The organism is Streptomyces sp. NPDC012474 (genome assembly GCF_042955185.1).
GTDB lineage: Bacteria > Actinomycetota > Actinomycetes > Streptomycetales > Streptomycetaceae > Streptomyces > Streptomyces cahuitamycinicus.
This window is the reverse complement of record NZ_JBIBEP010000011.1, coordinates 145,771-171,023: the sequence shown is the minus strand read 5'-3', so window position 1 is coordinate 171,023 and position 25,253 is coordinate 145,771. Positions and strand designations below refer to the sequence as shown.

The window sequence follows — 25,253 nt, the reverse complement described above, 5'->3', positions numbered from 1 at the left end:
AAACAGTTTCCGCGGGCAGCGGAACGGCCCCGGGCGAGGCGGAGTGCCGCCCGGGGCCGTGAGATCAGAACCGCGTGACTACGCGTCCAGCGACGTCATCACGTGCTTGATCCGCGTGTAGTCGTCGAAGCCGTACCCCGAGAGGTCCTTGCCGTAGCCGGACTTCTTGAAGCCGCCGTGCGGCATCTCGGCGACCAGCGGGATGTGGGTGTTGATCCACACGCAGCCGAAGTCGAGCTTCTTGGACATCCGCATGGCACGGCCGTGATCCTTGGTCCACACGGAGGAGGCCAGCGCGTACTCGACGCCGTTGGCCCACTCCACGGCCTGCGCCTCGTCGGAGAAGGACTGCACGGTGATGACCGGGCCGAAGACCTCCTTCTGGATGATCTCGTCGGTCTGCTTCAGGCCCGAGACGACGGTCGGCGCGTAGAAGTAGCCCTTGTCGCCGACCCGCTTACCGCCGGCCTCCACGCGCGCGTGCGCGGGCAGCCGGTCGATGAAGCCCTCCACCTGCTTGAGCTGGTTGGGGTTGTTGAGCGGGCCGAACAGCACGTCCTCGTCGTCCGGCTGCCCGGTCTTCGTCTCGGAGGCGGCCTTGGCCAGCGCGGAGACGAACTCGTCGTGGATGGACTCGTGGACGAGCACGCGGGTGGCGGCGGTGCAGTCCTGGCCGGCGTTGAAGTAGCCCGCGACCGAGATGTCCTCGACGGCCTTGGCGATGTCGGTGTCCTCGAAGACCACGACCGGCGCCTTGCCCCCCAGCTCCAGGTGGACGCGCTTGACGTCCTTGGAGGCGGACTCGGCGACCTGGATGCCGGCGCGCACGGAACCGGTGATGGAGGCCATCGCCGGGGTCTCGTGCTCGACCATCAGACGGCCGGTGTCGCGGTCGCCGCAGATGACGTTGAAGACGCCCTTGGGGACGATCGAGCCGATGATCTCGGCCATGAGGACCGTGGAGGCCGGGGTGGTGTCGGACGGCTTCAGCACGACGGTGTTGCCCGCGGCGATCGCCGGGGCGAACTTCCACACGGCCATCATCATCGGGTAGTTCCACGGCGCGACCTGCGCGCAGACCCCGACCGGCTCGCGGCGCACGATGGAGGTCAGGCCCTCCATGTACTCACCGGCCGAGCGGCCCTCCAGCATCCGCGCCGCGCCCGCGAAGAAGCGGATCTGGTCGACCATCGGCGGGATCTCCTCGGAGCGGGTCAGCCCGATGGGCTTGCCCGTGTTCTCCACCTCGGCCGCGATCAGCTCCTCCGCCCGCTCCTCGAAGGCGTCCGCGATCTTCAGCAGGGCTTTCTGGCGCTCGGCGGGCGTGGTGTCGCGCCAGCCGGGGAAGGCCTCGGCGGCCGCCGCCATCGCGGCGTCCACGTCCGCCTGCCCGGACAGCGGAGCGGTCGCGTACGCCTCGCCCTTCGCGGGATTGACCACCTCGGTGGTCCGTCCGTCGGCGGCGTCCTTGAACTCACCGCCGATGTAGTTGCGCAGACGACGCAGCTCGGTGCTCACTGCCGGCCCTCCAGTTCGGATGTCCAGTACTTGAGACACCCACCCTAGTCGGCAGACCCACGTTTTCAACACCCCTGCTCCCTTCGATCGTGCGGAATTCGCAGGGATGGAGGACTCAAACAACGGATTTCATCGATCGAGGCTTGCGGAAGTATCGAGACCTCGTGCACAGTGACCTCGTGGCCAGTCGAAGCGCAGAACAGAAGGGCTCGCGGGAGCACCGCGAGCCCTCCCGCGAGGCCAGGAACGGCAGCTCGCCGCAGCTGGACGCCGTCTCCCTCGCCATCATCGAGCAGCTCCAGGAGGACGGCCGCCGGCCGTACGCCGCCATCGGCAAGGCCGTGGGCCTGTCGGAGGCGGCCGTGCGCCAGCGCGTCCAGAAGCTGCTCGACCAGGGCGTGATGCAGATCGTCGCCGTCACGGACCCGCTCACCGTGGGCTTCCGCAGACAGGCGATGGTCGGCGTCAACGTGGAGGGCGACGTGGAGTCGGTCGCGGACGCGCTGTCGGCCATGTCCGAATGCGAGTACGTGGTGATGACCGCAGGCTCCTTCGACCTGATGGTGGAGATCGTCTGCGAGGACGACGACCACCTTCTGGAGGTCATCAACAAACGCATACGGGCGGTGCCCGGAGTGCGCTCCACCGAGAGCTTCGTCTACCTCAAGCTCAAGAAGCAGACCTACATGTGGGGAACCCGATGATCGTGAGGACCCGATAGCCGTGAGCAAGGACCTCTCCCAGACCGCGTACGACCACCTGTGGATGCACTTCACGCGCATGTCGTCGTACGAGAAGGCCCCCGTCCCCACCATCGTCCGGGGCGAGGGCACCTACATCTACGACGACAAGGGCAAGCGCTACCTGGACGGCCTCGCCGGCCTCTTCGTGGTGCAGGCCGGGCACGGCCGGGTCGAGCTCGCCGAGACCGCCTTCAAGCAGGCGCAGGAGCTGGCGTTCTTCCCGGTGTGGTCCTACGCCCACCCCAAGGCCGTCGAGCTGGCCGAGCGCCTCGCCCACCACGCCCCGGGCGACCTGAACAAGGTCTTCTTCACCACCGGCGGCGGTGAGGCGGTCGAGACCGCATGGAAGCTCGCCAAGCAGTACTTCAAGCTGGTCGGCAAGCCCACCAAGCACAAGGTCATCTCCCGCGCTGTCGCCTACCACGGCACCCCGCAGGGCGCGCTGTCCATCACCGGCCTGCCGGCCCTGAAGGCCCCCTTCGAGCCGCTGGTCCCGGGCGCCCACAAGGTTCCGAACACCAACATCTACCGCGCCCCGATCCACGGCGACGACCCCGAGGCCTACGGCCGCTGGGCCGCCGACCAGATCGAGCAGCAGATCCTCTTCGAGGGCCCGGACACGGTCGCCGCGGTCTTCCTGGAGCCGGTGCAGAACGCGGGCGGCTGCTTCCCGCCCCCGCCCGGCTACTTCCAGCGGGTCCGCGAGATCTGCGACCGGCACGACGTACTGCTCGTCTCGGACGAGGTCATCTGCGCCTTCGGCCGCCTGGGCACGTACTTCGCCTGCGACAAGTTCGACTACGTGCCGGACATGATCACCTGCGCCAAGGGCATGACCTCGGGCTACTCCCCGATCGGCGCCTGCATCATCTCCGACCGCCTCGCCGAGCCGTTCTACAAGGAGGACAACGTCTTCCTGCACGGCTACACCTTCGGCGGCCACCCGGTCTCCGCCGCCGTGGGACTGGCCAACCTCGACCTGTTCGAGCGCGAGAACCTCAACCAGCACGTCCTGGACAACGAGGGCAACTTCCGCGCCACCCTGGAGAAGCTGCACGACCTGCCGATCGTCGGCGACGTCCGCGGCAACGGCTTCTTCTACGGCATCGAGCTGGTGAAGGACAAGCACACCAAGGAGTCCTTCAACGACGAGGAGACCGAGCGCGTCCTGTACGGCTTCCTCTCCAAGGCGCTGTACGACAACGGTCTGTACTGCCGCGCCGACGACCGCGGCGACCCGGTCGTCCAGCTCGCCCCGCCGCTGATCTCCGACCAGTCGACGTTCGACGAGATCGAGCAGATCCTGCGCGCCACCCTCTCCGAGGCGTGGACCAAGCTCTGACCCGCGTCGCTCCGATCGTCTGCCTGGATGATCAACACCGGCCCCGGTGCCGCCCGTCCGAGTGAGAAACGGCGGCCCGGGGCCGCGTGCTGTCCGGCCTCCCGCCGCCTTCTGCCTAGCGTGCCCAGTGACCGATCGGCCCTGCCTTCGTTCCCCCGCACGGGGGACGGCACGGGAACTACGGATCTGAACCGAGGTGTACGCGCATGGAGGCCCAACCGGACGACGACGTGCTCTGGGCACGCGCCCTGCACTTCCAGCACGACGACGGCTCCCCCGCGCTCTGCGGCGTCTCGCTCGGCGTGCGCGAGGGCGAGATCCTCGCCATCGGCGGACCGCGCGGCAGCGGCAAGACGACCCTGCTGCGGTGCCTGTCCGGCCTGGTTCCCGTCCGGCGCGGCGAGGTCTGGTTCAACAGCGTGCCCGTGCACACCATGGGCCCCCTCACCCGCGAGCGGCTGCGCCGCGACCGCTTCGGCTGGATCGACCCGGCCCCCTCCCTGGTACCGGAGCTCAACGCCTGGGAGAACACCGCCCTGCCGCTGATGCTGCGCGGCACCAGCAGGCGCCGCGCCAAGACCGCGGCCCTGGAGTGGCTGGAGCGCCTGGACATCGGCGACAGCGCCCGCAAACGGCCGCACCAACTGGTGCAGGCCGAGCGCCAGCGGGTCTGCATCGCCCGCGCCCTCGCCCCCGCGCCTTCGGTGCTGTTCGCCGACGAGCCCACGGCGCCCCTGCACCGCGCCGACCGGGCCCATGTACTGCGTACGCTCACGACGGCGGCCCGCTCCCACCGCATCACCGTCGTCCTGGCCACCCACGACGCCGAGACGGCGGCCCTCGCCGACCGCACGGTGTCCCTGCTCGACGGGCGGCGCGTGCAGACGGTCCACCTGCCGCCGGTCGCCGAGACCAGCAAGCCGGAAGGCCGGGCCGCGTGCTCGCTCTCCGTCTGACCCGCGGCGCCCATCCCGCCGTCCAGCTGCGCCGCCTCCTGGTCACGGCGGCCTCGGCGGGCACGGGCTTCCTGCTGCTCTGCACCCTGGGCTACGCGCTGGGCCACCCGGGCTCCCCCGGCTCCGCCGCGCTGCGGCTGGCCTGGTGCGCGGCCCCGCTGGCCGCCACGGTGTACTTCGCGGTCGCGGTGGCCCGTACCGACCCAGGAACCAAGCCCCGCTCCGGCCTCTCGGCCATCGGCCTCGGCCCGGTCCGCATGATGGCCGTCTCGGCGACGACGACGGCCCTGTCCTGCACCCTGGGCGCGATGCTGGCCCTGTTCGTCTTCCTGCACCTGCGGGGTGACCTGACGGGCATGCCCTTCGACGGCGCCGCCGCCGAGTCCCTCGCCGCGGGCCGGCCCCTGCCGCTGCCGGGCGCCCTGACCCTGCTGGCGTTCGTGCCCGTCGGCGCGTCGGTCGCGGTGGCACTGGCCCTGCGGCCACACGAGGCGGCGCCGGCCGCACCCCGGGCGGCCCGGACGTACGGCCGCTTCGGCGCCCACCGGCGCACCAGCACCCGCGAGACCTTCGGGGCGTACGGCCGGTTCGGCCGGCAGATCATCCGGCCCGCGGACGGCCGTGGCACCGAGCCCGCCACGAAGAGCGGCCCGCCGGCGGCCCGGACCGGCGGGTCGGCCTCGGCGGCGGCCGCAGGCCCCGGCGGGACGGTGAGCGCGGTCGCGGACCCCGCTCGACCGTCCGCGGTGGACCCGTCCGCGGTGGGCTCGGGCGGTGTGGGCCCGTCCCCGGTGGACCTGGGCGCCGTGGCCCCGTCCTCGGTGGACCCGTCCTCGCAGGACCCGGGCGTGGACGTCACTCCGCCCGCCGCCCCCCGCCACCCGGGCGCACCGGAAGCGGCGGGCGCGAGGGGCCCGGCCGGCGATCCCGTCCAGCGGCTCAGCGCGCACGCGGCGGCGCCGGACGCGGCCGGGGCCATCAGCCCCGCCGGGGCCCTGGCACAGCACCCGGGCCCCGAGGCGCCCGACACTCCCGATGAGGCCTCCGACGCGGCCCTGCCGGACACCATCGCCGCCCCCTCCGGTCTCCCCTGGGGCATCACCGTGCTGGCCGCGGGCCTCGCCGTGGTGAGCTACACGGGCCGTACCAGTCCGACACCCCCCGACCTCTCCTTCTCCGGCGCCTCCCCGGGCGTGCTGGCGGGCTGGGCGCTGGCCGCCGTCGGCCTGGCCCTGGCCGGTCCGGGCCTGACCCATCTGTGCGGACGGCTGCTCCAGGCGGCCCGCCCCGGCGCCCTGCGGCTCCTGGCCGGCCGCATCCTCATGGCGGAAGCCGTCCGCATCGGGCGCCCCCTGGGCGTCGTCTGCGCGGTGCTGTCCGCCGCCTGGGCCATGGCACTGCTGCACGCCCCGGACGGGCTCTCTCTCGGCCCGCTCACCACCCTCGGCGTGCTGCTCGTGACCGGCTGCACCACGGCGACGCTCCTCACGGCGGCCGTCGAGGCCAGGCAGGCCCGCGCCGGCACCACCGCCGCGCTGATGCGGCTCGGCGCCCCCGCCACGACACTGCGCGGCGCCGCCGCCCTCCGCGCGGGCGCGCTGCTCGCCGTGTTCGGTCCGCTCACCCTGACGGTCGCCGAACTGGCGGCGCTCCCCCTGGCACGCTGAGTCCCGCGGCGGCCGGAAAACCCGTACGAAAAACATCTCCGTGCGGCGATGAGTTCCGGCGGGGCGCCCGGTCTATACCCGCGTAACGACACGCACTTGATGGGAGAGACCTCGCATGTACCAGCAGATGATCTTCGTGAACCTGTGCACCGGCGACCTCGGCGCCTCCAAGAAGTTCTTCACGGAGCTGGGCTTCACGATCAACGAGCAGTTCAGCGACGACACCACCGCCTCGGTCGTGATCAGCGAGACCATCGTGGTGATGGTGCACACCAAGGAGAAGTACGCGCAGTTCACCAAGAAGGACATCGTGGACTCGACGAAGACCAGCGAGGTGCTGCTCGCGCTGAGCGCCGAGAGCCGCGAGAAGGTCGACGAGCTGGTCGAGAAGGCAGTCGCGGCGGGCGGTTCGGTCTCCGGCGAGACCCAGGACCACGGCTTCATGTACGGCCGCGCCTTCGACGACCTGGACGGCCACACCTTCGAGGTCGTGTGGATGGACCCGGCGGCCGTCCAGGGCTGACGGCGGCTGTGCCAGCATGGGCGCGTGCAGACGATGCCCGCCCATGCGGCCCACCACGACGACCGTGAGATCGAGACCCTCGAGGAGTTCGACGCGACCGTCTCGGCGCGGGGCACCCTCGCCGGATACCGCGTCCAGGCCGTCGATCTGACGGACCGTACCCGCGAGCTGCTCACCACGGACACGGCGGACGCGGTCTTCCTCGGCTGCGCGATGCGTGAGGACGCGGCCGCGAAGGTCCGCGGCGACGGCGCCCTGGTCTTCCCTCCGGTCCCGGGCCTGCCGTTCGACCCGTACCGCGGCCTGGTCTACTCGCCGGACGAACTCTTCGCGTCGCTGGCCGACGGCTACGAGGCCACGCCCGACGCCCTCGCCTACGCCTGGTTCCAGCGCACGAAGGCGGACCGCGACATCCACGCGTCGATGCTGCGCTCGATCCACGACGACTCCGTCTCGGACGCGCTCGACGAACTCCTGTCCGGCGCCCGGGTCGTGGGCGTCATGGGCGGCCACGCGATGGCCCGCGGCACCGAGGAGTACGCGGGCGCGGCGCGCCTCGGCCGGGAGCTGGCCCGCGCCGGCTTCACGATCGCCACCGGCGGCGGCCCGGGCGCGATGGAGGCGGCGAACCTCGGCGCGTACGCCGCCCCGTTCGGTGACGAGATGCTCAGCGAGTCGCTCGAACTCCTCGGCAAAACACCGCACTTCACCCCGTCGATCACCCAGTGGGCCGCGGCCGCCTTCGAGGTGCGCACCCGCTGGCCGCAGGGCGGCCGTTCGGTCGGCATCCCGACCTGGTTCTACGGCCACGAGCCGCCGAACGCCTTCGCCTCCCACATCGCCAAGTACTTCGCCAACGCCACCCGCGAGGACGGCCTGCTGGCCCGGTCCGACGCGGGTGTGGTGTTCCTGCCGGGCGCCGCCGGGACCGTACAGGAGATCTTCGACAACGCGACGCCCAACTACTACCAATCGCGCGGCGAGCCGACGCCCATGGTGCTGGTGAACCGCGTGCACTGGACGGAGAAGCTGCCCGCGTGGCCGCTGCTCCGGTCGCTGGCCCAGGGCCGCTCGATGGAGGCGCGCATCGCGCTGGTGGACCGGATCGAGGAGGCACCGGAGGCGCTGAAACGTCTCGGCGGTTAATAAGAAGGCAAAGCAAGTGCTTGCAACCTGCATATGCGTTGACACTGCTTATGCAGCGCTTATAGACCTGTGAGCCTCCGGTAGTGCTGATGTCCTGTCAACACTGCCTCAACCCCCCGCTTGAGCAATCCTGTAAGGACAAACGTGGCAGCTCTGTCCGTATCCCGCCGCGCACGTGCCGTGCGCGTCCTCGGTGTCGTCTCCGCCTCGGCCGCGCTCGCGCTCGGTACCGCCGGCAACGCGCTCGCCTGCGACATCAGCGAGTTCTCCGCCGAGGCGAAGTGCGATGGCGACAAGGGCGTCATCACCGTCACCGATGTCGACCCCGCCGGCATCGCGGCGACGGTCACCGTGTACCTGGAGAACAACGGTGCCGACGTCAAGAAGGTCGGCGAACAGGAGGTGAAGGGCTCGCGCGAGGGCACCACCATCACCTTCGCCGAGAACTGGAAGCCGAACGCCGAGTACCGCATCCACGTCAAGGCCGCCGGGTACGTCGACGAGGACATCAAGCCGAACCTCGTCACCCCGGCCACGGCCTGCAAGAAGGAAGAGGAGGAGCCTCCGGCTTCGACTCCCCCGGCGACGCCGACCCCGTCGGCGTCCCCCTCCAAGCCGGCCGAGAAGAGCGAGAACCCGGCTCCGGAACCGTCGGAGAGCCAGAGCACCTCGCCGGCGGGCAACGTGCCCGCCCCGGCCGGTGACTCCAACCTCGCCGAGACCGGTGCCGACTCCAACACCGGGATCATCGCCGGCATCGCGGCGGCCCTGGTCGTCGTCGGTGGCGGTGCGGTGTTCTTCGGCATGCGCCGTCGCGGGGCGAGCAGCGACAGCTGACGCCCGCGGCACACACCGGGACGTGGCCCGCCCCCGGCCGGGGGCGGGCCACGTCCCGTCTCAGCCGAAGGTGGCCCGCTCCAGCCAGAACTCCAGCAACTCCCGCTCGCCCAGGACCTCCAGCTCCTTCGCGTCCAGCGGCAGCCGGCGGTAGAACGCGAGCAGCACGAAGGTGAGCGGCCCGCGCAGGGCGACCGTGGCCTTCTCGTGGCCCCGGCGCCAGCGGACACCGTCCTCGGTGAGCTCGACGACCCATTCGGCGTTCAGGTCCGGTCCGGTGTCGGTGGCGTGCAGATGGATGCTGCGGCCGGGGCCGACCAGTTCCCCCACCACGTCCTGCGGCTCCGTCCGCTGCACGTACTCCACGATCTGGAGCCATTCGTCGATGGCGTCGGCGGCGACCTCGGGCGCGACCTCGTAGGGCAGCCCTGCGGCCAGTGCGGCGTCGGCGCGGTGCACGGTGATCTCGTGCGTCATCCTGCGGGCCCAGAACCCCGAGCTCTGTATCCCGGCCCAGCCCCACACCTTCGCGTCCGGTCCGGCCTCCCGCAGCGTGGCGACGATCTGCTCGCCCGTCTCCGCCAGCCAGGCGTCCAGTGCGGCGGCGTCACCGGCGGCCTGCGGACCGGCCCCGCCCGGCACCCGCTCCTCGGGCACCTCTTCCACGGCCCGGGTCCGCACCATCAGCTCCGCCCAGCGCAGGGCGGCGCCCGTGTGCCGGACGAGTTCCTCCAGCGACCAGTCCGGGCAGGTCGGCACCGTACCGGACAGGTCTGCCCCCGAGGTCACCACCTGTCGCAACAGGACGATCTGGTGGGCGATTTCGTCGCAGTAACGGTCGTGCGCGAGTGGCGTCATGCCTCGCACCCTAAGGGGTCCTTTCACTATGACCGTCCGGGTCGCGCGGCCTGGCACCGCACCTCGCCGCGTTGCCGAAACGCCCACGTGGCTCCTCCCCCAAGCTCTCGGCTTCGCTCGAACAGGGGGGACCCCCATCGAAGCCGCTCCGGCGCCTTGCGATGCACGGCACCAGACCACGCGACCTGATCGGACGCTCATAGTGAAAGGACCCCTGAGCGGGGACGGTCAGCCGAGCACCACGATTTCGGCGGCGTCGAAATCCACGCCGACCTCGTCCCCGACCTCCGGTGCCGCCCGCAGCGCGCAGGCCGCCTCCAGGCGCGGGGCGTCCTCGGGCTGGAGGTGCACGGCGACATGGGTGCCCCGGAAGGTACGCGCGGCCACCGTGCAGCGCAGGCCCGAGTCGGCGGGCACCAGGTGCACTCCGGCGGGCCGCACCAACAGGGTCCGCGCGCCCTGCGGAGCACCCTCCGGCACCGGCACCTTGCCCCAGGGCGTGTCCGCGGCCTCCGCCCCGACCGTCGCCTCGACCACGTTCTCGAACCCGAGGAAGCGGGCGACGAACGCGTCGGCGGGCCGCTGCCACACCTCCAGGGGCGTACCCGACTGGGCGATCCGCCCGTCCCGCATCACCACGACCCGGTCGGCCAGCGCGAAGGCTTCCCCCTGGTCGTGCGTCACGGCGAGCACGGTCGTGCCGAGCCGGCCGAACAGTTCCCTCAGTTCGACGACCAGCCGCTCCCGCAGCGACCGGTCGAGCTGCCCCAGCGGCTCGTCCAGCATCAGCAGCCGTGGACTCGGTGCGAGGGCCCGGGCCAGGGCGACGCGCTGCTGCTCTCCGCCGGACAGCGCGGCGACGGCCCGGCGGCCCGCGCCCGGCAGCCCCACGAGGTCCAGCAACTCCTTGACCCCATCGGCCTGTTGCCGCTTCGACTCGCCGTGCATCCGCAGCCCGAAGGCCACGTTCGCGCCCACGTCCCGCTGCGGGAACAGCTGGTGGTCCTGGAACATCAGCCCGACGCCCCGCTTGTGCGCGGGTACGCCCGCCTGGTCGCGACCGTCGAGCACCAGCCGCCCGGAGTCGAGGGGTTGCAGCCCTGCCACCGCCCGCAGCAGGGTCGACTTGCCGCTGCCGCTCGGGCCGAGCACGCACACGATCTCGTGCTCGGCGACCTCCAGATCGACGGCGTCCAGCACCGCCCGCCCACCGAAACGGACCGTCGCGCCCCGCAGAGCCAGCAGCATCAGAACTCCCCCGTCCGGTCCGTGCGAAGCCTCTCCAGTACCAGCAGGGCCACCGCGCACACCACCATCAGAATCGTCGAAAGGGCCATCGCCTGGCCGTAGTTGAGGTCACCGGGGCGTCCGAGCAGCCGGGCCACGGCCACCGGCAGCGTCGGCCGGTCGGGCCGTGCGATGAACACCGTCGCGCCGAACTCCCCGAGGGACACGGCGAAGGCGAACCCGGCCGCGATCAGCAGCGCCCGCCGCACGATCGGCAGGTCCACCTCCCGCCACACCCGCCAGGGCGAGGCCCCCAGCACGGAGGCCGCCTCCCGCAGCCGGACGTCCACCGCCCTCAGCACGGGCAGCATGGTCCGTACGACGAACGGCACCCCGACCAGGGCCTGCGCGAGCGGCACCAGGATCCAGGAGGACCTGAGGTCCAGCGGCGGCTCGTCGAGGGAGATCAGGAACCCGAAGCCGACGGTCACCGCCGATACCCCGAGCGGCAGCATCAGCAGCGCGTCGAAGCCGCGCACGAACCGCCCGGCGTCCCGGCGGGTGAGCGCGACCGCGGCGAGAGAGCCGATCACCACGGCGATCAGGGTGGCGGCGACGGCGTACGACAGGGAGTTGCCGATCGCCTCGATCGGCGGGACCAGGAAAACTCCGCCGTCCTCGCTGGTCAGCGCCCGGTAGTAGCCGAAGCCCGGCGCGCCCAGGGACCGCTGCACCAGGACGGCGAGCGGCAGCACGAGCAGCACGGCGACGGTGACGAGCACCCCGCCCAGCAGCGCCCACTGCCCCGCGCCACGCGGCCGGCGCGCCGTCACGGACGCGTCCACCAGCCGCAGTGCGGTCTCCCGCCGCCGCACGGTCCAGGCGTGCAGGGCGAGGATGGCGCCCACCGCGACGAACTGGATGAGGGTCAGCACGGCCGCCGTCGACAGGTCGAAGATCTCCGACGTCTGCCGGTAGATCTCCACCTCCAGGGTGGAGAAGGTGGGTCCGCCGAGGATCTGCACGACACCGAAGGAGGTGAAGGTGAACAGGAAGACCATGAGCGCGGCAGCGGCCACGGCCGGGGCGAGGGCAGGGAGCGTGACCTGCCGCCAGGCCCTCAGCGGAGACGCCCCGAGCATCCGCGCGGCCTCCTCCTGCCGCGGGTCCAGCTGCGCCCAGAGCCCGCCGACCGTCCGGACGACGACCGCGTAGTTGAAGAAGACGTGCGCGAGCAGGATCGCCCACACGGTGGTGTCCAGCCGTACGCCCCACTGCTCGTCGAGCAGCCCGCCCCGCCCGACCAGCGCCAGGAACGCCGTACCGACGACGACCGTCGGCAGCACGAAGGGCACGGTCACGACCGCCCGCAGGACCTGCTTGCCCGGGAAGTGGAAACGCGCGAAGACGTACGCGCCGGGGAGCGCGACGATCAGTGTGAGCGCGGTGGAGACGAACGCCTGCCAGGTGGTGAACCACAGCACGTGCCGGACGTCGGACTGCGCCAGTACCTCCCCGATCCGCCCGAGGTGCCAGGTCCCGTCGGCCTTCAGGCCGCGCGCGACGATCGCGGCGACGGGGTAGGCGAAGAAGACCGCGAAGAACGCGACGGGCACGGCCAGCAGGCCGGACCGAGCCGCCGCGCTCCGCCTCCGGGCGGCTACTTCAGTACGAGTGAGGTCCACGACTTGACCCACTGGTCACGGTGGTCGGCGATCTTCGCCGGGTCCATGGTCTCCGGGTCCTTCGCCTGCGGCCCGTACTTCACGAACTCCGGCGGCACCTGGACGCCCTCGCGCACCGGGTACACGAACATGTTCATCGGCATGTCCTCCTGGAACCTCTTGCCGACGAGGAAGTCGAGGAGGGCCTTGCCGCCCTTGGTGTTCTTGGCGTTGCTGAGCAGCCCCGCGTACTCGACCTGCCGGAAGCAGGTGCCCTCGGCGACCCCGGTCGGCGCCGTGCCGGGCCTGGGGTCGGCGAAGACGACCTCGGCGGGCGGCGAGGAGGCGTACGACACGACGAGCGGCCGGTCGCCCTTGGCCTTCCTGCCGCCGGCCGAGCCGGAGAACTCCTCGTTGTAGGCCTGCTCCCAGCCGTCGACGACCTTCACGCCGTTGGCCTTGAGCTTCTTCCAGTAGCCCTCCCAGCCGGAGTCGCCGTACTTCGCGGCGGTGCCGAGCAGGAAGCCGAGGCCGGGCGAGGAGGCGGAGGCGTTCTCGGTCACGAGCAGGTTCCTGTACTGCGGCTTCACCAGGTCGTCGAAGCTCTTCGGCGGCTCCAGCTTTTGGTCGGCGAAGTACTTCTTGTCGTAGTTGACACAGATGTCGCCGGTGTCGACGGGCGTGACACGGTGCTTGTCCTGGTCGACCCGGTACTCCGCCTTGATCCGGTCCGATCCCTTCGCCTCGTACGACTGGAAGAGGCCGTTGTCGAGGGCGCGGGACAGCAGGGTGTTGTCGACGCCGAAGAGGACGTCGCCCTGCGGGTTGTCCTTGGTCAGGATGGCCTTGTTCACGGCCTGCCCGGCGTCGCCGTCCTTGAGGACCCTGACCTTGTAGCCGGACTGCTTCTCGAAGGCCGCCATGACGTCCTTGGACGCGGCCCACGAGTCGTGGCTGACGAGCGTCACGGTCTTGGAGTCGCCGGATCCCTGGCCGCCGTCGGACGACCCGCACGCGGCGAGCGTGCCGGACATGCCGAGCGCGACGGCCGCCGCCGCCAGCCGCTTGATGTTGTTGCCCACTGGATTCCTCCTGGAGTGACCAGGAGAAGACGCGGCCCTGCCCGGGACCTCCGGGGTCCCGGGCAGGGCGCAACAGCTCGAGTGATGACCGATCTCCCTACCCAGAATGACCTGGGCCAGGTTCGGAGGGTCTGCGGCCGTGTGCCGCACTCTCAGCGCTGTGGCGCTCCCCTGTCGGAATATGCAGATGTTCTTATGGCGGTCAGACTACCGTTCGGTGGCCGCGAGCTGACCACACGCCCCGTCGATCTCCTGACCACGGGTGTCCCGGATCGTCACCGGCACACCATGGGCGGCGATCGCCTCCACGAACGCCTTCTCGTCCTCGGGCCGGGAGGCGGTCCATTTGGAGCCGGGTGTCGGGTTCAGCGGAATCAGGTTCACGTGCACGGGTTTGCCCTTGAGCAGCCGCCCGAGCCGGTCACCCCGCCAGGCCTGGTCGTTGATGTCCCGGATCAGCGCGTACTCGATGGACAGCCGCCGCCCCGACCTGGCGCTGTACTCGAAACCGGAGTCCAGCACCTCCCGGACCTTCCAGCGCGTGTTCACCGGCACGAGCGTGTCGCGCAGCTCGTCATCGGGGGCGTGCAGCGAGATGGCGAGGCGGCACTTGAAGCCCTCGTCGGAGAACCGGTGGATGGCCGGGACGAGCCCGACCGTCGAGACGGTGATGCCGCGCTGCGAGAGCCCCAGCCCGTCGGGCTCGGGGTCGGTGAGCCGCCGGATGGATCCGACGACCCGGTTGTAGTTGGCGAGCGGCTCACCCATGCCCATGAAGACGATGTTGCTGAGCCGCGCGGGACCGCCGGGAACCTCTCCGTCCCGCAGGGCCCGCATCCCGTCCACGATCTGATGGACGATCTCGGCGGTGGACAGGTTCCGGTCGAGGCCCGCCTGCCCGGTGGCACAGAACGGGCAGTTCATCCCGCACCCGGCCTGGGAGCTGATGCACATGGTCACCCGGTCCGGGTAGCGCATCAGCACGGACTCGACGAGCGTCCCGTCGAACAGCCGCCACAGCGTCTTGCGGGTGGTGCCCTGGTCGGTCGACAGATGCCGCACGACGGTCATCAGCTCGGGCAGCAGCGCCTCCTGCAGCCGCCCCCGGGCACCGGCCGGAATATCGGTCCACTGCTCCGGATCATGCGCGTACCGCGCGAAGTAGTGCTGCGAGAGCTGCTTGGCACGAAACGGCTTCTCCCCGACAGCGGCAACGGCCTCCTTGCGCTCGGCAGGAGTGAGATCGGCAAGATGCCGCGGCGGCTTCTTGGCTCCGCGGGGGGCGACGAATGTGAGTTCTCCGGGTGCAGGCATAACCCTCCCAGTGTCGCAGATCAACTCGGGGAGCCCAGGCCAGAGCGGGGTGGGGGTGGTCACCTGTGGGTGCCGCCCGTCGGCGTTGGTCGGCTTCGGACGGTCCAGGGACGGCCCAGGGACACCTGCTCCGGAGATGGGACGATCTCTCCGGAGGGGTGCGAGTGGACATGCTTGAGCTGATGGAGTGGCTGGCCGCGCGCGGAGTCACGACCGTCTTCAAGGTCGACGCCGGAGCGCATGGTCGAACGGAGGACGGCCTGGATGGTCATCGTCAGTGGTGGGCCGCTCGGCGAGGACTCGGTCTTCCGCTCTGACCTGGCCACGGCAGACGCCTGCCTTGACTCGTTGCTCGCGCACCTGGAGGGCAAGGGCCTGTCACCGCTCGCATGATCAGCATGACCAGTGCGGGCGTTGCCGGCGCTCGTAGCATTCGGCGAGTCGGGCATCCCGAGTGATCTCGAAAACCGGCGTGGCAGCGTTGTCACCGTGGGTCCAAATCCCACCGCCTCTGCGTGGTGAGCAGTGAGAACGGCCCCTGACCTGTGACTCCGGTCGGGGGCCGTTCTCATGCTGAGGCCCGCACACTGTGCACCCGCGTCTGACGCTTGTACCGTTCCGAAGTGGCCTGGATATCACTGCTTGCAACACTTACTGGTGGCGTGATTGCTCTGGGATCGGCACTTCTCGTGGAGCACAGAAGGGCGCGACGAGAGGCGGTGTCCGAGTGGCATAGGACACGGCGGGAGCTCTACTCAAGGTTTCTCGCGGCCCATGCCCAAGCTGGCAGCGATCTGCGGAACATTGCCGCCACGTCCGGCCTCGATGCGGGCGAGCGGTACCGGCTGACGCGGTCGGCCTACACCCACTGCTACGCATCACGCCATGAGTTGGAGCTCCTCGCGCCGCCCTCCGTCGTTCGCCCGGCTGAGGAATGCAGTCGGGCAGTGCGAATGATGCGCGATGCCGTGAGCGAGGGGGCGCGCCTTGACAGCGATGCGTTCGAGGAACTGACACGCAGGTACCTGGAACTGCGTCTGGAGACCAGAGGTGCCATGCGCTCGGACATCTCGGCGGACAACGACTGAGCTGCTTCGGGCTTTCGCCTGCGCTACGACGTTCGGCCTTGCCGAACCAAGCCAGAGGTCTCGGGGCTTTGGAGCGGGTGCGCAGGCCCTCGAATGCCCTCGGCCTGGTAGCGGCGGTACCAGGTGTAGTACGCCTGCCGGCTGATTTCGAAGTACCGGCAGGACATCGCGACATTCCCGGTGATCTCTTCGACGGTGTCAACGGTGATCGTCAGTTTTGGCCAGTCAGTTACAGGGCGAACGGCTCATAGGACAGAGCTCGGTCGACGATCTTTTCCGCCGTCAGCTGAGGATCGTGGTCCCAGAAGACGTAGTCGCTGATGTGTGGGCAGCCAAGTCCGCGCACGAGTGTCGCGATGATCTCGTCGGCTTCGGCCTCATCGACATGGTCGTCGTTCATGAGCCGCTGGATGAGGTGGATACCTTGCGCACGACTCATGTGGCGGGGCGTGTTCACGCCGCCCCGGTGCCGGGTGTCTGTCCGTACTCCGGGTAAACCGGCGCAACTGCGTCTCGAGCCTCTGTTGCAGCGATGATGCGCCGGGCCAGTCGCGGGATGGTGTGTTCCCCTTCAGTCGGCGCCATGCAGCCGAGGGTACCCGGCTCAGAAGACATGCGGCCTGTTGGCCAGGTCCGCCAGACTGCGGCTCGGCCGGCCTCGCCGGTTCCGGACCTATTGAGCACCAGCTCGTGCCGACGGTGCAATGAACTGTCGGGTCAGGCAAGCGAATTGGGGCCCTGAGACCTTGGGACATAGGTTGACGGCATGGTGGAGGGGGCGAACTCCGCGGCGCAGACCATGCCGCAGGAGCAGCAGACGAGGGGGCGGCATGCCGTCCGGCGGAAAAAGGACAAGGGCGGGCTGGCTCGTTCATCCTTGCTGATGGCTCTTGGCACGGTGGTGTCACGGGCGACGGGGCTGATCCGTCAGGTGCTGCAGGCCGCGGCGCTGGGCACGGGCCTGCTGGCCAGTACGTACAACACTGCGAACACCGTGCCGACGAGCCTGTACACGCTGCTGATCGGTGGTGCGCTCAATGCTGTGCTGGTGCCGCAGCTGGTGCGGGCCCGGACGACGCAGCCCGACGGCGGGCGGGCCTACGAGCAGCGTCTGGTCACGCTCGTGGTGTGCGTGCTGGGCGTGGGGACGGCGCTGGCGGTGTGGGCGGCGCCGCAGATCGTGGGCCTGTACATGCGGGACACTCCCGACAGTCATGATGCGTTTCGACTGACGGTGACGTTCGCCCGGTTCCTGCTGCCGCAGATCTTCTTCTACGGCCTGTTCAGCATCTACGGGCAGGTGTTGAACGCCCGCGAGAAGTTCGGCGCGATGATGTGGGCGCCGGTGCTGAACAATGTGGTGCTGGTCGGCATGTTCGCCGCCTACCTGGGGCTGATGACGGTGCCCGACCGGGTTGAGGACATCACCGCCGGCCAGGTGCGGCTGCTGGGGATCGGGACGACAGTTGGCATCGCCGTACAGGCTCTGGCTCTGATCCCGTTCGCGAGGGCGGCGGGTTTCCGGTTCCGGCCGCGGTTCGACTGGAGGGGCACCGGCCTGGGCAAGAGCGTCCACGCGGCGAAGTGGACGCTGCTGTTCGTCCTGGCCAACCAAGTTGCCCTGACCGTGGTCACGAACTACGCCAACGCCGCCGACCAGGAACTGCCCCAGGCCGGCGCGGGCTACTCGGCCTACACCTACGCGCAGACCATCTGGATGCTGCCGCAATCGATCGTGACCGTGTCCCTGGTCACGGCCCTGCTGCCGCGCATGAGCCGGGCCGTCGCCGAGGGACGCATCCCGGATCTGCGCACGGATTTGTCCCGGGCGCTGCGGATCAGCGGGGTGGTCATCGTGCCTGCCGCTTTCCTCTTCCTCGCCCTGGGCCCGCAGATTGCCTCGCTGCTGTTCGCCCACGGAGCGGCCGACGCCGCCTCGGTCCGTCCGTTGGGCTACATGCTGCAGGCCTTCGGGCTCGGGCTTGTCCCGTTCTCTGCCCAGTACCTGCTGCTGCGCGGCTTCTACGCATTCGAGGACACGCGCACGCCGTTCTTCATGGCTGCGTGGATAGCGGGCGTGAACATCGCCCTGGTCACGGCCTGTCATCTGCTGTTGCCCGCCCGCTGGGCGGTGGTGGGCATGGCCGGGGCCTACACCCTCTCCTACGTGGCCGGCCTCGCGCTCACCGCGTTCCTGCTACGCAGGCGGCTGGGAGGTCGTATCGACGACGGCGGCGTGCGCCGCACCTACGTGAAACTGTTTTGCGCCGCGGGCCCGGCTGCTGGGCTGGGCTGGGCCGCAGCGCGTACGTGCGCTGGTCTGGGAGATGGAACGTGGCCTACAGCCGTCGCATTGGCTGCCGGGACGCTCGCTACAGCCCTGGCGTACCTCCTTCTTGCCCGGCTGATGAAGGTCAACGAGCTCCGTCGCCTGCCAGGGATGCGTTGAGTCCGGGCAGGCGCTGCAAGGAGGCGTGCTTCATGGGCGGTCCTTCCTGCGGCTGGCTTTGCAGTCCGTCCAGTTGCGCTTGACGAAGTTCGCCCAGTCCATCGCGTTGTCGATACTGGGTCCGGTGAGGGCGGCAAGGATGGAGGCAGGCAGGCACGTCGGCCACCAGCGGGAGACGGCGGTATTGCGGTCGGCAAGAGCCCCGGTCCGAGACGCCGAGCTTTCCGGCGAACAGCCATCGGGTTATGCCTGATGCTGAGACCCATGGACTTCGGGCAAGGCAGCCCTGTCTCACAAACTGACGTGCGTTGAGCAGTGCCGTCCGTGCACACTCCACGCATGGGTGCTGACATCGTCGTTTCGCTGCAGGAAAAGGCTTTGCAACATGTCGCGGCTTCATGTAAAGGAGAGCCGCTCGCTGGGGACCTCCGGGTGACGATGCACTTTCATCCCGATCGTCCCGCAGGAGATCGTCTCGTCCTGGCGCAAATGGCGGAAGACGGCGTGTACCGGTCACAGTTCACGACAGGCACGAGCAACGGTGGTCTAACCGCTCATCCTGGTGGAGACCGGTGGCGCTGGGAGAACCGCATCTTCGGCGGTGCGTACGACGAGGCCCCGGCTGACCAACGCCCCGTATACGGTGCGCTGAACTACCGCCGTGATCCGGTCGGTGGTGCACCGCGGTTCGGCTCTTCGTACTTCAGACTCAACACCGAGACCCTGAGACGCACCACGTTCTGCTACCCGGACAGTTCCACCGGGCCTTCCGACTTCGGCAACGCCGACCGCTGCTCGCTTATCGAACTGGCGGAGGCAAGCGAGTTGGACGTCCTGGACTGTCACATTGAGGCACAGATCCACGGACTGGTCAGGTTCGGCTGTGACGTCGAGGCGCTGGTGCTGGACCCCAGCTATCGCGGCACAGAGGTTGAATTCGCAGCTCATCGCCTCGCGTGCCCCATCGAATGGCATCCAGGCTTCAGGCTCAGCGTGGCTGAACTACGACGTCACTCAAGCTACCGGGGACAGGAATACGTTGACCTGGGTACTGAGATCGCCGTTGATGACCTACTAAACCCCAAAGTAATCGGGGATGCAGCCCGAACAGGCCGTTATGACCTTCAGGAACTCAAGAAGGTCTGGCACTGTCTGGCGCGCTTCGGAGTGCGCACCGCCTGCTGAGTAGCAGTGCCACCTCGGGGCCGGACCGGCTGGCTGGCTGGCTGGCTGGCTGGCTGGCTGCCAAGGAATCACGACTCGGACTGCGACCCGGGCTACTAGTAGGGCGGTATTCGGTAGCTCTGAGGGCGGCGAGGCAGCCGGCCCAGCGCGGGCAGTATCCGGTCGGGAAGCCACACTCAGGCCACCGTTGGGTCCATGATTCCTTCGGCAGCCTTCAGCCGTGCTCGGTCAGTCCGACGGTGATGCCCTCAGAGCCACTGCGGTGGCATCTACCCGCCCGGCTCCTCCAGCCGGTCCTTGAGGAGCTGCTCGTTGCGCGGTAGTTCCTTGCGGACCTGGGGGCGTACCACGAGGGGGACCAGGACCTTGCCCATGCCGTGGCCCTCGAAGTCGATGTCGATGGTGACATGGGAGCGCCGGCCCTCGTCGTACGGTTCGACCTCGCCGTGCACCTGCGCCCGGACGGGGCCGTCGACGCCGCGCATGCCCCAGCTGTGCGGCGGGTCGTACTCGGTGACCTCCATGGTCATCGGCATGACACGACGGCCGACGTGCCGGGTCACCCGGACCTGGGTGCCGACGCCGACGGGCCCTTCGTCGAGGCGCTCCGCGGAGACGGCGCTCAGCTGCCACTCCGGCATGCGCTGAGGGTCCATGACGTACTGGTAGACCTCCTCCGGACGGCGGTCGACATCGATGCTCTCTCGGATGATGGCCATGATGGCCTCCTTTGGGAGGTACATCTGAATCGTCCCACTTCAGGCCCCCGGGCGTCTCCCCGAGACGACAGCGAGCCCCTGCCCATCAGGGCAGGGGCTCGTCGACGAGGTCGTCTCAGCCCGACCCGACGAACACCACGAACAGCAGCCACACCACCGGAGCCGTGGGCAGCAGCGAGTCGAGCCGGTCCATGATGCCGCCGTGGCCCGGCAGCAGCGTGCCCATGTCCTTGATGCCGAGGTCCCGCTTGATCATGGACTCGCCGAGGTCGCCGAGCGTGGCGGTGACCGCGACCGCGAGGCCCAGCACCAGTCCCTGCCACCAGGCACCGTCCTCGATGAGGAACTGCATGCACAGGGCCCCCGCGACCATGGCGAAGGAGACCGCACCGAGCAGGCCCTCGCGGGTCTTGCCGGGGCTGATGCGCGGGGCGAGCTTGTGCCGGCCGAACCGCCAGCCGACGGCGTAGGCCCCGGTGTCGCTGACGACCGTGAGCAGCAGGAAGGTGAGCACCCGCCGCGGTCCGTCGTCCGCGGTCAGCATCATCGCTACGAAGGTCGCCAGGAACGGCACGTAGAACGCCGCGAAGACGCCCGCGGTGACGTCCCTCAGGTAGTTCTCGGGCGGTTCCGTCATGCGCCAGACCAGGACGGCCAGTGCTGTGAGCGCCATCGCCACCCACGCGCCCTCGGCGCCCCGGACGTACCCGGCGACGACCATCGCCGCCCCGCCGAGCGCGAGCGGCACGAGCGGCGCCCGGATGCCCTTGCGTTCCTCCAGCCGCTTGGTCAGCTCCCAGAGGCCGACCACGACGGCGACCGCGACGACACCGACGAAGACGGCCTTGACGACGAACAGCGACGCGACGATCACCGCGCCCAGCCCGACACCGACCCCTATCGCGGCGCTCAGGTCGCGACCCGCGCTCTTCTTCGGCGGCTTGGGCGCCGGCTGCGAGGCGTCGGGCATGGGCTCCGGATTCGTGTCGTTCCGGACCGGGGTGCCGCTCAGCCGAGCAGCTCCCCGGTCGTCATCCTGGTTTCCGCCGAAGTCGGTCACGTCGGGCACGATGGGCATGGGGCGAGTCTGAGGCGCTTCATACGCATCGTATGCGGGACCCGCCGGGGCGGCCCCTTGGACGTGCCCGGGGCCGGGTCCCTGGATGTGCCCCTGACCATGCCCTTGGTCAGTGGGTCCCCAGTACCCGGCCTGTGGCGGCGCCCCCCAGGAAGAGTCGTTCATCAGACCTCGAGCAGCTCCGCTTCCTTGTGCTTCAGGAGCTCGTCCACCTGCGCGACGTACTTCGCGGTGGTGTCGTCGAGCTCCTTCTCCGCACGGCGGCCCTCGTCCTCGCCGACCTCGCCGTCCTTGATCAGCTTGTCGATGGCGTCCTTGGCCTTGCGGCGCACGGAGCGGATGGAGACCTTGGCGTCCTCACCCTTGCTCTTGGCGACCTTGATGTACTCGCGGCGGCGCTCCTCGGTGAGCTCGGGGAACACCACCCGGATGATGTTGCCGTCGTTGCTCGGGTTGACGCCCAGGTCGGAGTCGCGGATCGCCTGCTCGATGTTGCGCAGCGCGCTCTTGTCGAAGGGGGTCACCACGGCCATACGCGGCTCGGGCACGGAGAACGAGGCCAGCTGGTTGATCGGCGTCGGCGCGCCGTAGTAGTCGGCCACGATCTTGTTGAACATCGCCGGGTGCGCACGGCCGGTGCGGATCGCGGCGAAGTCCTCCTTGGCGACCACGACGGCCTTCTCCATCTTCTCCTCGGCCTCGAGGAGGGTCTCTTCGATCACCACTTGCTCCTGCGTGTCTTGAGTAGGCCCGGCTGCGGTTCCATGTGGGGCGGCGGCCGGCTGCGTCGCGTCTTCTTCTGAACGGTTCCCGACCGGCGGGACATTGTCCATCCCCCGGCCCGGCTCCGTCCCGTCCGTCCCCCGGACGGGGTGGTTCTCGGGTCTCAGTCCCGGCTGCCGGGGTCCCCCACCAGCGTGCCGATCTTCTCACCCTTGACGGCGCGTGCGATGTTGCCCTCCGCCAGCAGCTCGAAGACGACGATCGGGAGCTTGTTGTCGCGGCACAGCGTCACGGCCGTGGCGTCGGCGACCTTCAGATCGCGCGTGATGACCTCGCCGTAGCCGAGGTGGTCGAACTTCACCGCGTCCGGGTTGGTCTTCGGGTCGGAGTCGTAGACCCCGTCCACGCCGTTCTTGCCCATCAGCAGCGCCTCGGCGTCGATCTCCAGGGCGCGCTGGGCGGCGGTGGTGTCGGTGGAGAAGTACGGCATGCCCATCCCGGCGCCGAAGATCACCACACGGCCCTTCTCCAGGTGCCGTACGGCGCGCAGCGGGATGTACGGCTCGGCGACCTGGCCCATGGTGATGGCGGTCTGCACGCGGCAGTCCACGCCCTCCTTCTCCAGGAAGTCCTGGAGGGCGAGGCAGTTCATGACGGTGCCGAGCATGCCCATGTAGTCGGAGCGGGCCCGGTCCATGCCGCGCTGCTGGAGTTCGGCGCCGCGGAAGAAGTTGCCGCCGCCGATGACGATCGCGATCTCCGCACCGTCGCGCACGACGGCCGCGATCTCGCGGGCGATCTTGTGCACCACGTCGGGGTCGACGCCAAGGCCGCCGCCGCCGGAGAAGGCCTCTCCGGACAGCTTCAGCAGAAACCGGCCGCGCACTTTGCCGTCGTCGCTCTTCTGGGCCTTGGTCATGGGGGATCCCGCCTCTTTCACGTGTTGCACATACCAAGAAGGCCATTGCCGGTGGGGCGTGTTTCGCATCCCATACGGCAATGGCCTCCTTGTCAGATCTGCTGTCGTCCGCCACCCATGCGACGGCGTACGCGGACGACTGCTGTCGACCTTATCGGGGTCGGGCGTCGAGCGCGGTACGGACTCAGATGCCGACCTTGATGCGCGTGAAGCGCTTCAGGGTGACACCGGCCTCGTCCAGGACCTTCTGGACGGACTTCTTGTTGTCGAGCGCGTACGGCTGGCCGAGCAGCGTGGCGTCCTTGAAGAAGCCGTTGAGGCGACCCTCGACGATCTTCGGCAGGGCGGCCTCGGGCTTGCCCTCGGCGCGGGTGGTCTCCTCGGCGACGCGGCGCTCGGACTCGACGACCTCGGCCGGCACGTCCTCCTTGGAGAGGTACTTCGGCGCGAAGGCGGCGATGTGCTGGGCGACGCCCTTGGCGATCTCCGCGTTCGGCTTGTCCAGCTCGACGAGGACACCGATCTGCGGGGGCAGGTCGGGCATCGTGCGGTGCATGTACGCCGTCACGAAGCCGTCGGCGTACTGCGCGAAGCGGTCCAGGACGATCTTCTCGCCCAGGTTGGCGTTGGCCTCGTCGACGAACGCCTGGACGGTCTTGCCGGCCTCGATCTCGGAGGCGAGCAGGGCCTCCAGGTCGGCCGGGGAGGTCTTGGCGACGTGCTCGGCGATGGTCTTGGCCACGGCCTGGAACTTGTCACCCTTGGCGACGAAGTCCGTCTCGCACTTCAGCTCGACGAGGACACCGGAGGAGTTGTCGTCGGCGATGATCGAGACGACGGCACCGTTCTCGGCGGAACGGCCCTCGCGCTTGGCGACGCCCTTCTGGCCCTTGATGCGGAGCGCCTCGACGGCCTTCTCGACGTTGCCCTCGGCCTCGTCCAGCGCCTTCTTGCAGTCCATCATGCCGGCGCCCGTGAGCTCACGGAGCTTCTTGACGTCGGCGGCGGTGTAGTTCGCCATGAGTCTGTGAATCTCTCTCGAAGTCTGGAAGATCGAAGATCTGCGCTGCGGATGCGCCCTCCAAATGGAGCCGGAGGGCGCTGTCCTTCCGCTGACCTACGGGTGAACGGCGGGAGCGGACTTCACCGCGCCGAGGGCGCTGGTGGATGCGGTACCGCTCCCGCCGTCACCACGGGACTGACGGGTCAGGCCTGCTCGGCCTCGGCCGGCTTCTCGCCCTCGGCCGGCTTCTCGCCCTCGGCAGCGGGGGCCTCGTCGGCCGGAGCAGCCTCAGCGGCGGGGGCAGCCTCGGCGGCCGGAGCAGCCTCAGCAGCGGGGGCGGCCTCAGCGGCCGGAGCAGCCTCGGCGGCCGGAGCAGCCTCGGCGGCGGGGGCCTCGTCGGCCTTCTTCTCGCCCTCGAGCAGGTCGCGCTCCCACGCGGCCAGCGGCTCGCCCGCGGCCTTGTCGCCCTTGCCCTCGGTGGCGACACCGGAGCGGGAGATGAGGCCCTCGGCGACCGCGTCAGCGATCACACGGGTGAGCAGGGTGACGGAGCGGATCGCGTCGTCGTTGCCCGGGATCTTGTAGTCGACCTCGTCGGGGTCGCAGTTGGTGTCGAGGATCGCGACGACCGGGATGTTCAGCTTCCGGGCCTCACCAACGGCGATGTGCTCCTTCTTGGTGTCCACGATCCAGACGGCGCTGGGCACCTTGGACATCTCGCGGATACCGCCGAGGGTCTTCTCCAGCTTGGCCTTCTCGCGGGAGAGGACCAGCAGCTCCTTCTTGGTGAGGCCGGAAGCGGCCACGTCCTCGAAGTCGATCTGCTCGAGCTCCTTCAGGCGCTGCAGGCGCTTGTAGACGGTCGAGAAGTTGGTGAGCATGCCGCCCAGCCAGCGCTGGTTGACGAAGGGCATGCCGACGCGGGTGGCCTGCTCGGCGATGGCCTCCTGCGCCTGCTTCTTCGTGCCGACGAACATGACCGTGCCGCCGTGGGCGACGGTCTCCTTGACGAACTCGAAGGCGCGGTCGATGTACGACAGCGACTGGAGCAGGTCGATGATGTAGATGCCGTTGCGCTCCGTGAAGATGAAGCGCTTCATCTTCGGGTTCCAACGACGGGTCTGGTGACCGAAGTGGACGCCGCTTTCCAGCAGCTCCCGCATCGTGACGACGGCCATGGCCGTATCTCCTTGATTTTCTCGGTTGTGCCGC

At 69.4% G+C, this 25,253-nt stretch carries 24 protein-coding genes and 1 riboswitch; of the genes, 11 read left to right on the top strand and 13 right to left on the bottom strand.

Going from position 1 to position 25,253, the window contains the following annotated elements:
- Window positions 1-78: 78 nt before the first annotated feature.
- Window positions 79-1,518, bottom strand: a complete 1,440-nt coding sequence (locus ACFY9S_RS24210) for an aminobutyraldehyde dehydrogenase (protein WP_391131843.1) — start codon at window positions 1,516-1,518, stop codon at window positions 79-81.
- Window positions 1,519-1,682: 164 nt separating this feature from the next.
- On the opposite strand from ACFY9S_RS24210, the gene ACFY9S_RS24205 reads away from it, so the two are divergent.
- The 7 genes from ACFY9S_RS24205 (at window position 1,683) to ACFY9S_RS24175 (ending at window position 8,732) form a co-directional block, all read left to right on the top strand.
- Entirely contained in the window at window positions 1,683-2,222 is a 540-nt protein-coding gene (locus ACFY9S_RS24205; protein ID WP_391131842.1) for an Lrp/AsnC ligand binding domain-containing protein, read from the top strand.
- 19 nt (window positions 2,223-2,241) lie between these two features.
- Window positions 2,242-3,603 carry an aspartate aminotransferase family protein gene (locus ACFY9S_RS24200; RefSeq protein ID WP_391131840.1) on the top strand — a complete coding sequence of 454 codons (1,362 nt, stop codon included), beginning with the start codon at window positions 2,242-2,244 and terminating at the stop codon, window positions 3,601-3,603.
- A gap of 206 nt (window positions 3,604-3,809) precedes the next feature.
- Window positions 3,810-4,559, top strand: a complete 750-nt coding sequence (locus tag ACFY9S_RS24195) for an ABC transporter ATP-binding protein (RefSeq protein ID WP_102907133.1) — start codon at window positions 3,810-3,812, stop codon at window positions 4,557-4,559.
- Complete coding sequence (locus ACFY9S_RS24190; RefSeq protein WP_391131838.1) at window positions 4,541-6,226, top strand: hypothetical protein; 1,686 nt, start codon at window positions 4,541-4,543, stop codon at window positions 6,224-6,226. The genes ACFY9S_RS24195 and ACFY9S_RS24190 overlap by 19 nt, the downstream gene beginning before the upstream one ends.
- Window positions 6,227-6,341: 115 nt before the next feature.
- Window positions 6,342-6,749 carry a VOC family protein gene (locus ACFY9S_RS24185; RefSeq protein WP_102907135.1) on the top strand — a complete coding sequence of 136 codons (408 nt, stop codon included), beginning with the start codon at window positions 6,342-6,344 and terminating at the stop codon, window positions 6,747-6,749.
- Between the two features lie 24 nt (window positions 6,750-6,773).
- Window positions 6,774-7,895, top strand: coding sequence for an LOG family protein (locus tag ACFY9S_RS24180; protein ID WP_391131836.1), 1,122 nt, complete (start codon window positions 6,774-6,776; stop codon window positions 7,893-7,895).
- A 153-nt stretch (window positions 7,896-8,048) separates the two neighbouring features.
- Window positions 8,049-8,732 (top strand): LAETG motif-containing sortase-dependent surface protein, encoded by a 684-nt coding sequence (locus ACFY9S_RS24175; RefSeq protein ID WP_391131988.1) that lies wholly within the window; start codon window positions 8,049-8,051, stop codon window positions 8,730-8,732.
- Window positions 8,733-8,792: 60 nt separating this feature from the next.
- Here the strand turns inward: ACFY9S_RS24175 and ACFY9S_RS24170 are convergent, their stop codons facing one another.
- From ACFY9S_RS24170 to rlmN, 5 genes are all read right to left on the bottom strand, one after another.
- Window positions 8,793-9,590 carry a maleylpyruvate isomerase N-terminal domain-containing protein gene (locus tag ACFY9S_RS24170; RefSeq protein WP_391131835.1) on the bottom strand — a complete coding sequence of 266 codons (798 nt, stop codon included), beginning with the start codon at window positions 9,588-9,590 and terminating at the stop codon, window positions 8,793-8,795.
- A 228-nt stretch (window positions 9,591-9,818) separates the two neighbouring features.
- Entirely contained in the window at window positions 9,819-10,838 is a 1,020-nt protein-coding gene (locus tag ACFY9S_RS24165; protein WP_391131833.1) for an ATP-binding cassette domain-containing protein, read from the bottom strand.
- The gene (locus ACFY9S_RS24160) at window positions 10,838-12,439 is read right to left on the bottom strand and encodes an ABC transporter permease subunit (protein WP_391131986.1); all 1,602 of its coding nucleotides are present in this window, start codon (window positions 12,437-12,439) and stop codon (window positions 10,838-10,840) included. The genes ACFY9S_RS24165 and ACFY9S_RS24160 overlap by 1 nt, the downstream gene beginning before the upstream one ends.
- Before the next feature lie 38 nt (window positions 12,440-12,477).
- Window positions 12,478-13,515 (bottom strand): thiamine ABC transporter substrate-binding protein, encoded by a 1,038-nt coding sequence (locus tag ACFY9S_RS24155; protein ID WP_391131984.1) that lies wholly within the window; start codon window positions 13,513-13,515, stop codon window positions 12,478-12,480.
- Window positions 13,516-13,639: 124 nt separating this feature from the next.
- Window positions 13,640-13,746: riboswitch (TPP riboswitch) on the bottom strand.
- A 24-nt stretch (window positions 13,747-13,770) separates the two neighbouring features.
- Window positions 13,771-14,877, bottom strand: coding sequence for a 23S rRNA (adenine(2503)-C(2))-methyltransferase RlmN (gene rlmN / locus ACFY9S_RS24150; RefSeq protein ID WP_102907140.1), 1,107 nt, complete (start codon window positions 14,875-14,877; stop codon window positions 13,771-13,773).
- Window positions 14,878-15,117: 240 nt separating this feature from the next.
- On the opposite strand from rlmN, the gene ACFY9S_RS24145 reads away from it, so the two are divergent.
- Window positions 15,118-15,270 (top strand): hypothetical protein, encoded by a 153-nt coding sequence (locus tag ACFY9S_RS24145; protein ID WP_391131831.1) that lies wholly within the window; start codon window positions 15,118-15,120, stop codon window positions 15,268-15,270.
- 230 nt (window positions 15,271-15,500) lie between these two features.
- Window positions 15,501-15,965 carry a hypothetical protein gene (locus tag ACFY9S_RS24140; RefSeq protein ID WP_391131829.1) on the top strand — a complete coding sequence of 155 codons (465 nt, stop codon included), beginning with the start codon at window positions 15,501-15,503 and terminating at the stop codon, window positions 15,963-15,965.
- 229 nt (window positions 15,966-16,194) lie between these two features.
- Here ACFY9S_RS24140 and ACFY9S_RS24135 read toward each other — a convergent pair whose 3' ends face one another.
- Complete coding sequence (locus ACFY9S_RS24135; RefSeq protein ID WP_391131828.1) at window positions 16,195-16,404, bottom strand: e9imm peptide; 210 nt, start codon at window positions 16,402-16,404, stop codon at window positions 16,195-16,197.
- 327 nt (window positions 16,405-16,731) lie between these two features.
- Here ACFY9S_RS24135 and murJ point away from each other — a divergent pair, with 327 nt between their 5' ends.
- Window positions 16,732-18,414, top strand: coding sequence for a murein biosynthesis integral membrane protein MurJ (gene murJ, locus ACFY9S_RS24130; protein WP_391131826.1), 1,683 nt, complete (start codon window positions 16,732-16,734; stop codon window positions 18,412-18,414).
- Between the two features lie 339 nt (window positions 18,415-18,753).
- Window positions 18,754-19,599, top strand: coding sequence for a DUF3626 domain-containing protein (locus ACFY9S_RS24125; RefSeq protein WP_391131824.1), 846 nt, complete (start codon window positions 18,754-18,756; stop codon window positions 19,597-19,599).
- A gap of 269 nt (window positions 19,600-19,868) precedes the next feature.
- Here ACFY9S_RS24125 and ACFY9S_RS24120 read toward each other — a convergent pair whose 3' ends face one another.
- From ACFY9S_RS24120 to rpsB, 6 genes are all read right to left on the bottom strand, one after another.
- Window positions 19,869-20,318, bottom strand: coding sequence for an SRPBCC family protein (locus tag ACFY9S_RS24120; protein ID WP_391131822.1), 450 nt, complete (start codon window positions 20,316-20,318; stop codon window positions 19,869-19,871).
- Window positions 20,319-20,433: 115 nt separating this feature from the next.
- A complete protein-coding gene (locus ACFY9S_RS24115; protein WP_391131820.1) occupies window positions 20,434-21,561 on the bottom strand; it encodes a phosphatidate cytidylyltransferase in 1,128 nt (375 codons plus the stop codon).
- On the bottom strand, window positions 21,561-22,118 hold the full coding sequence (gene frr / locus ACFY9S_RS24110; protein ID WP_031120910.1) for a ribosome recycling factor: 558 nt from the start codon (window positions 22,116-22,118) through the stop codon (window positions 21,561-21,563). The genes ACFY9S_RS24115 and frr overlap by 1 nt, the downstream gene beginning before the upstream one ends.
- Before the next feature lie 164 nt (window positions 22,119-22,282).
- Window positions 22,283-23,038, bottom strand: coding sequence for a UMP kinase (pyrH, locus tag ACFY9S_RS24105; protein WP_391131818.1), 756 nt, complete (start codon window positions 23,036-23,038; stop codon window positions 22,283-22,285).
- A gap of 184 nt (window positions 23,039-23,222) precedes the next feature.
- Entirely contained in the window at window positions 23,223-24,059 is an 837-nt protein-coding gene (gene tsf / locus ACFY9S_RS24100; RefSeq protein ID WP_031103424.1) for a translation elongation factor Ts, read from the bottom strand.
- Window positions 24,060-24,244: 185 nt separating this feature from the next.
- The gene (rpsB, locus tag ACFY9S_RS24095; RefSeq protein WP_391131816.1) at window positions 24,245-25,219 is read right to left on the bottom strand and encodes a 30S ribosomal protein S2; all 975 of its coding nucleotides are present in this window, start codon (window positions 25,217-25,219) and stop codon (window positions 24,245-24,247) included.
- Between the last annotated feature and the right edge of the window lie 34 nt (window positions 25,220-25,253).

What these genes read in the sequence shown, in the direction of transcription:
- rlmN (WP_102907140.1), bottom strand. Translation starts at nt 14,877, where the DNA reads ATGCCTGCACCCGGAGAACTCACATTCGTCGCCCCCCGCGGAGCCAAG.
- ACFY9S_RS24115 (WP_391131820.1), bottom strand. Translation starts at nt 21,561, where the DNA reads ATGAACGACTCTTCCTGGGGGGCGCCGCCACAGGCCGGGTACTGGGGA.
- ACFY9S_RS24185 (WP_102907135.1), top strand. Translation starts at nt 6,342, where the DNA reads ATGTACCAGCAGATGATCTTCGTGAACCTGTGCACCGGCGACCTCGGC.
- ACFY9S_RS24135 (WP_391131828.1), bottom strand. Translation starts at nt 16,404, where the DNA reads ATGAGTCGTGCGCAAGGTATCCACCTCATCCAGCGGCTCATGAACGAC.
- ACFY9S_RS24170 (WP_391131835.1), bottom strand. Translation starts at nt 9,590, where the DNA reads ATGACGCCACTCGCGCACGACCGTTACTGCGACGAAATCGCCCACCAG.
- ACFY9S_RS24165 (WP_391131833.1), bottom strand. Translation starts at nt 10,838, where the DNA reads ATGCTGCTGGCTCTGCGGGGCGCGACGGTCCGTTTCGGTGGGCGGGCG.
- rpsB (WP_391131816.1), bottom strand. Translation starts at nt 25,219, where the DNA reads ATGGCCGTCGTCACGATGCGGGAGCTGCTGGAAAGCGGCGTCCACTTC.
- tsf (WP_031103424.1), bottom strand. Translation starts at nt 24,059, where the DNA reads ATGGCGAACTACACCGCCGCCGACGTCAAGAAGCTCCGTGAGCTCACG.
- ACFY9S_RS24125 (WP_391131824.1), top strand. Translation starts at nt 18,754, where the DNA reads ATGGGTGCTGACATCGTCGTTTCGCTGCAGGAAAAGGCTTTGCAACAT.
- ACFY9S_RS24145 (WP_391131831.1), top strand. Translation starts at nt 15,118, where the DNA reads ATGGTCGAACGGAGGACGGCCTGGATGGTCATCGTCAGTGGTGGGCCG.
- murJ (WP_391131826.1), top strand. Translation starts at nt 16,732, where the DNA reads ATGGTGGAGGGGGCGAACTCCGCGGCGCAGACCATGCCGCAGGAGCAG.
- ACFY9S_RS24195 (WP_102907133.1), top strand. Translation starts at nt 3,810, where the DNA reads ATGGAGGCCCAACCGGACGACGACGTGCTCTGGGCACGCGCCCTGCAC.
- pyrH (WP_391131818.1), bottom strand. Translation starts at nt 23,038, where the DNA reads ATGACCAAGGCCCAGAAGAGCGACGACGGCAAAGTGCGCGGCCGGTTT.
- ACFY9S_RS24155 (WP_391131984.1), bottom strand. Translation starts at nt 13,515, where the DNA reads ATGTCCGGCACGCTCGCCGCGTGCGGGTCGTCCGACGGCGGCCAGGGA.
- ACFY9S_RS24120 (WP_391131822.1), bottom strand. Translation starts at nt 20,318, where the DNA reads ATGGCCATCATCCGAGAGAGCATCGATGTCGACCGCCGTCCGGAGGAG.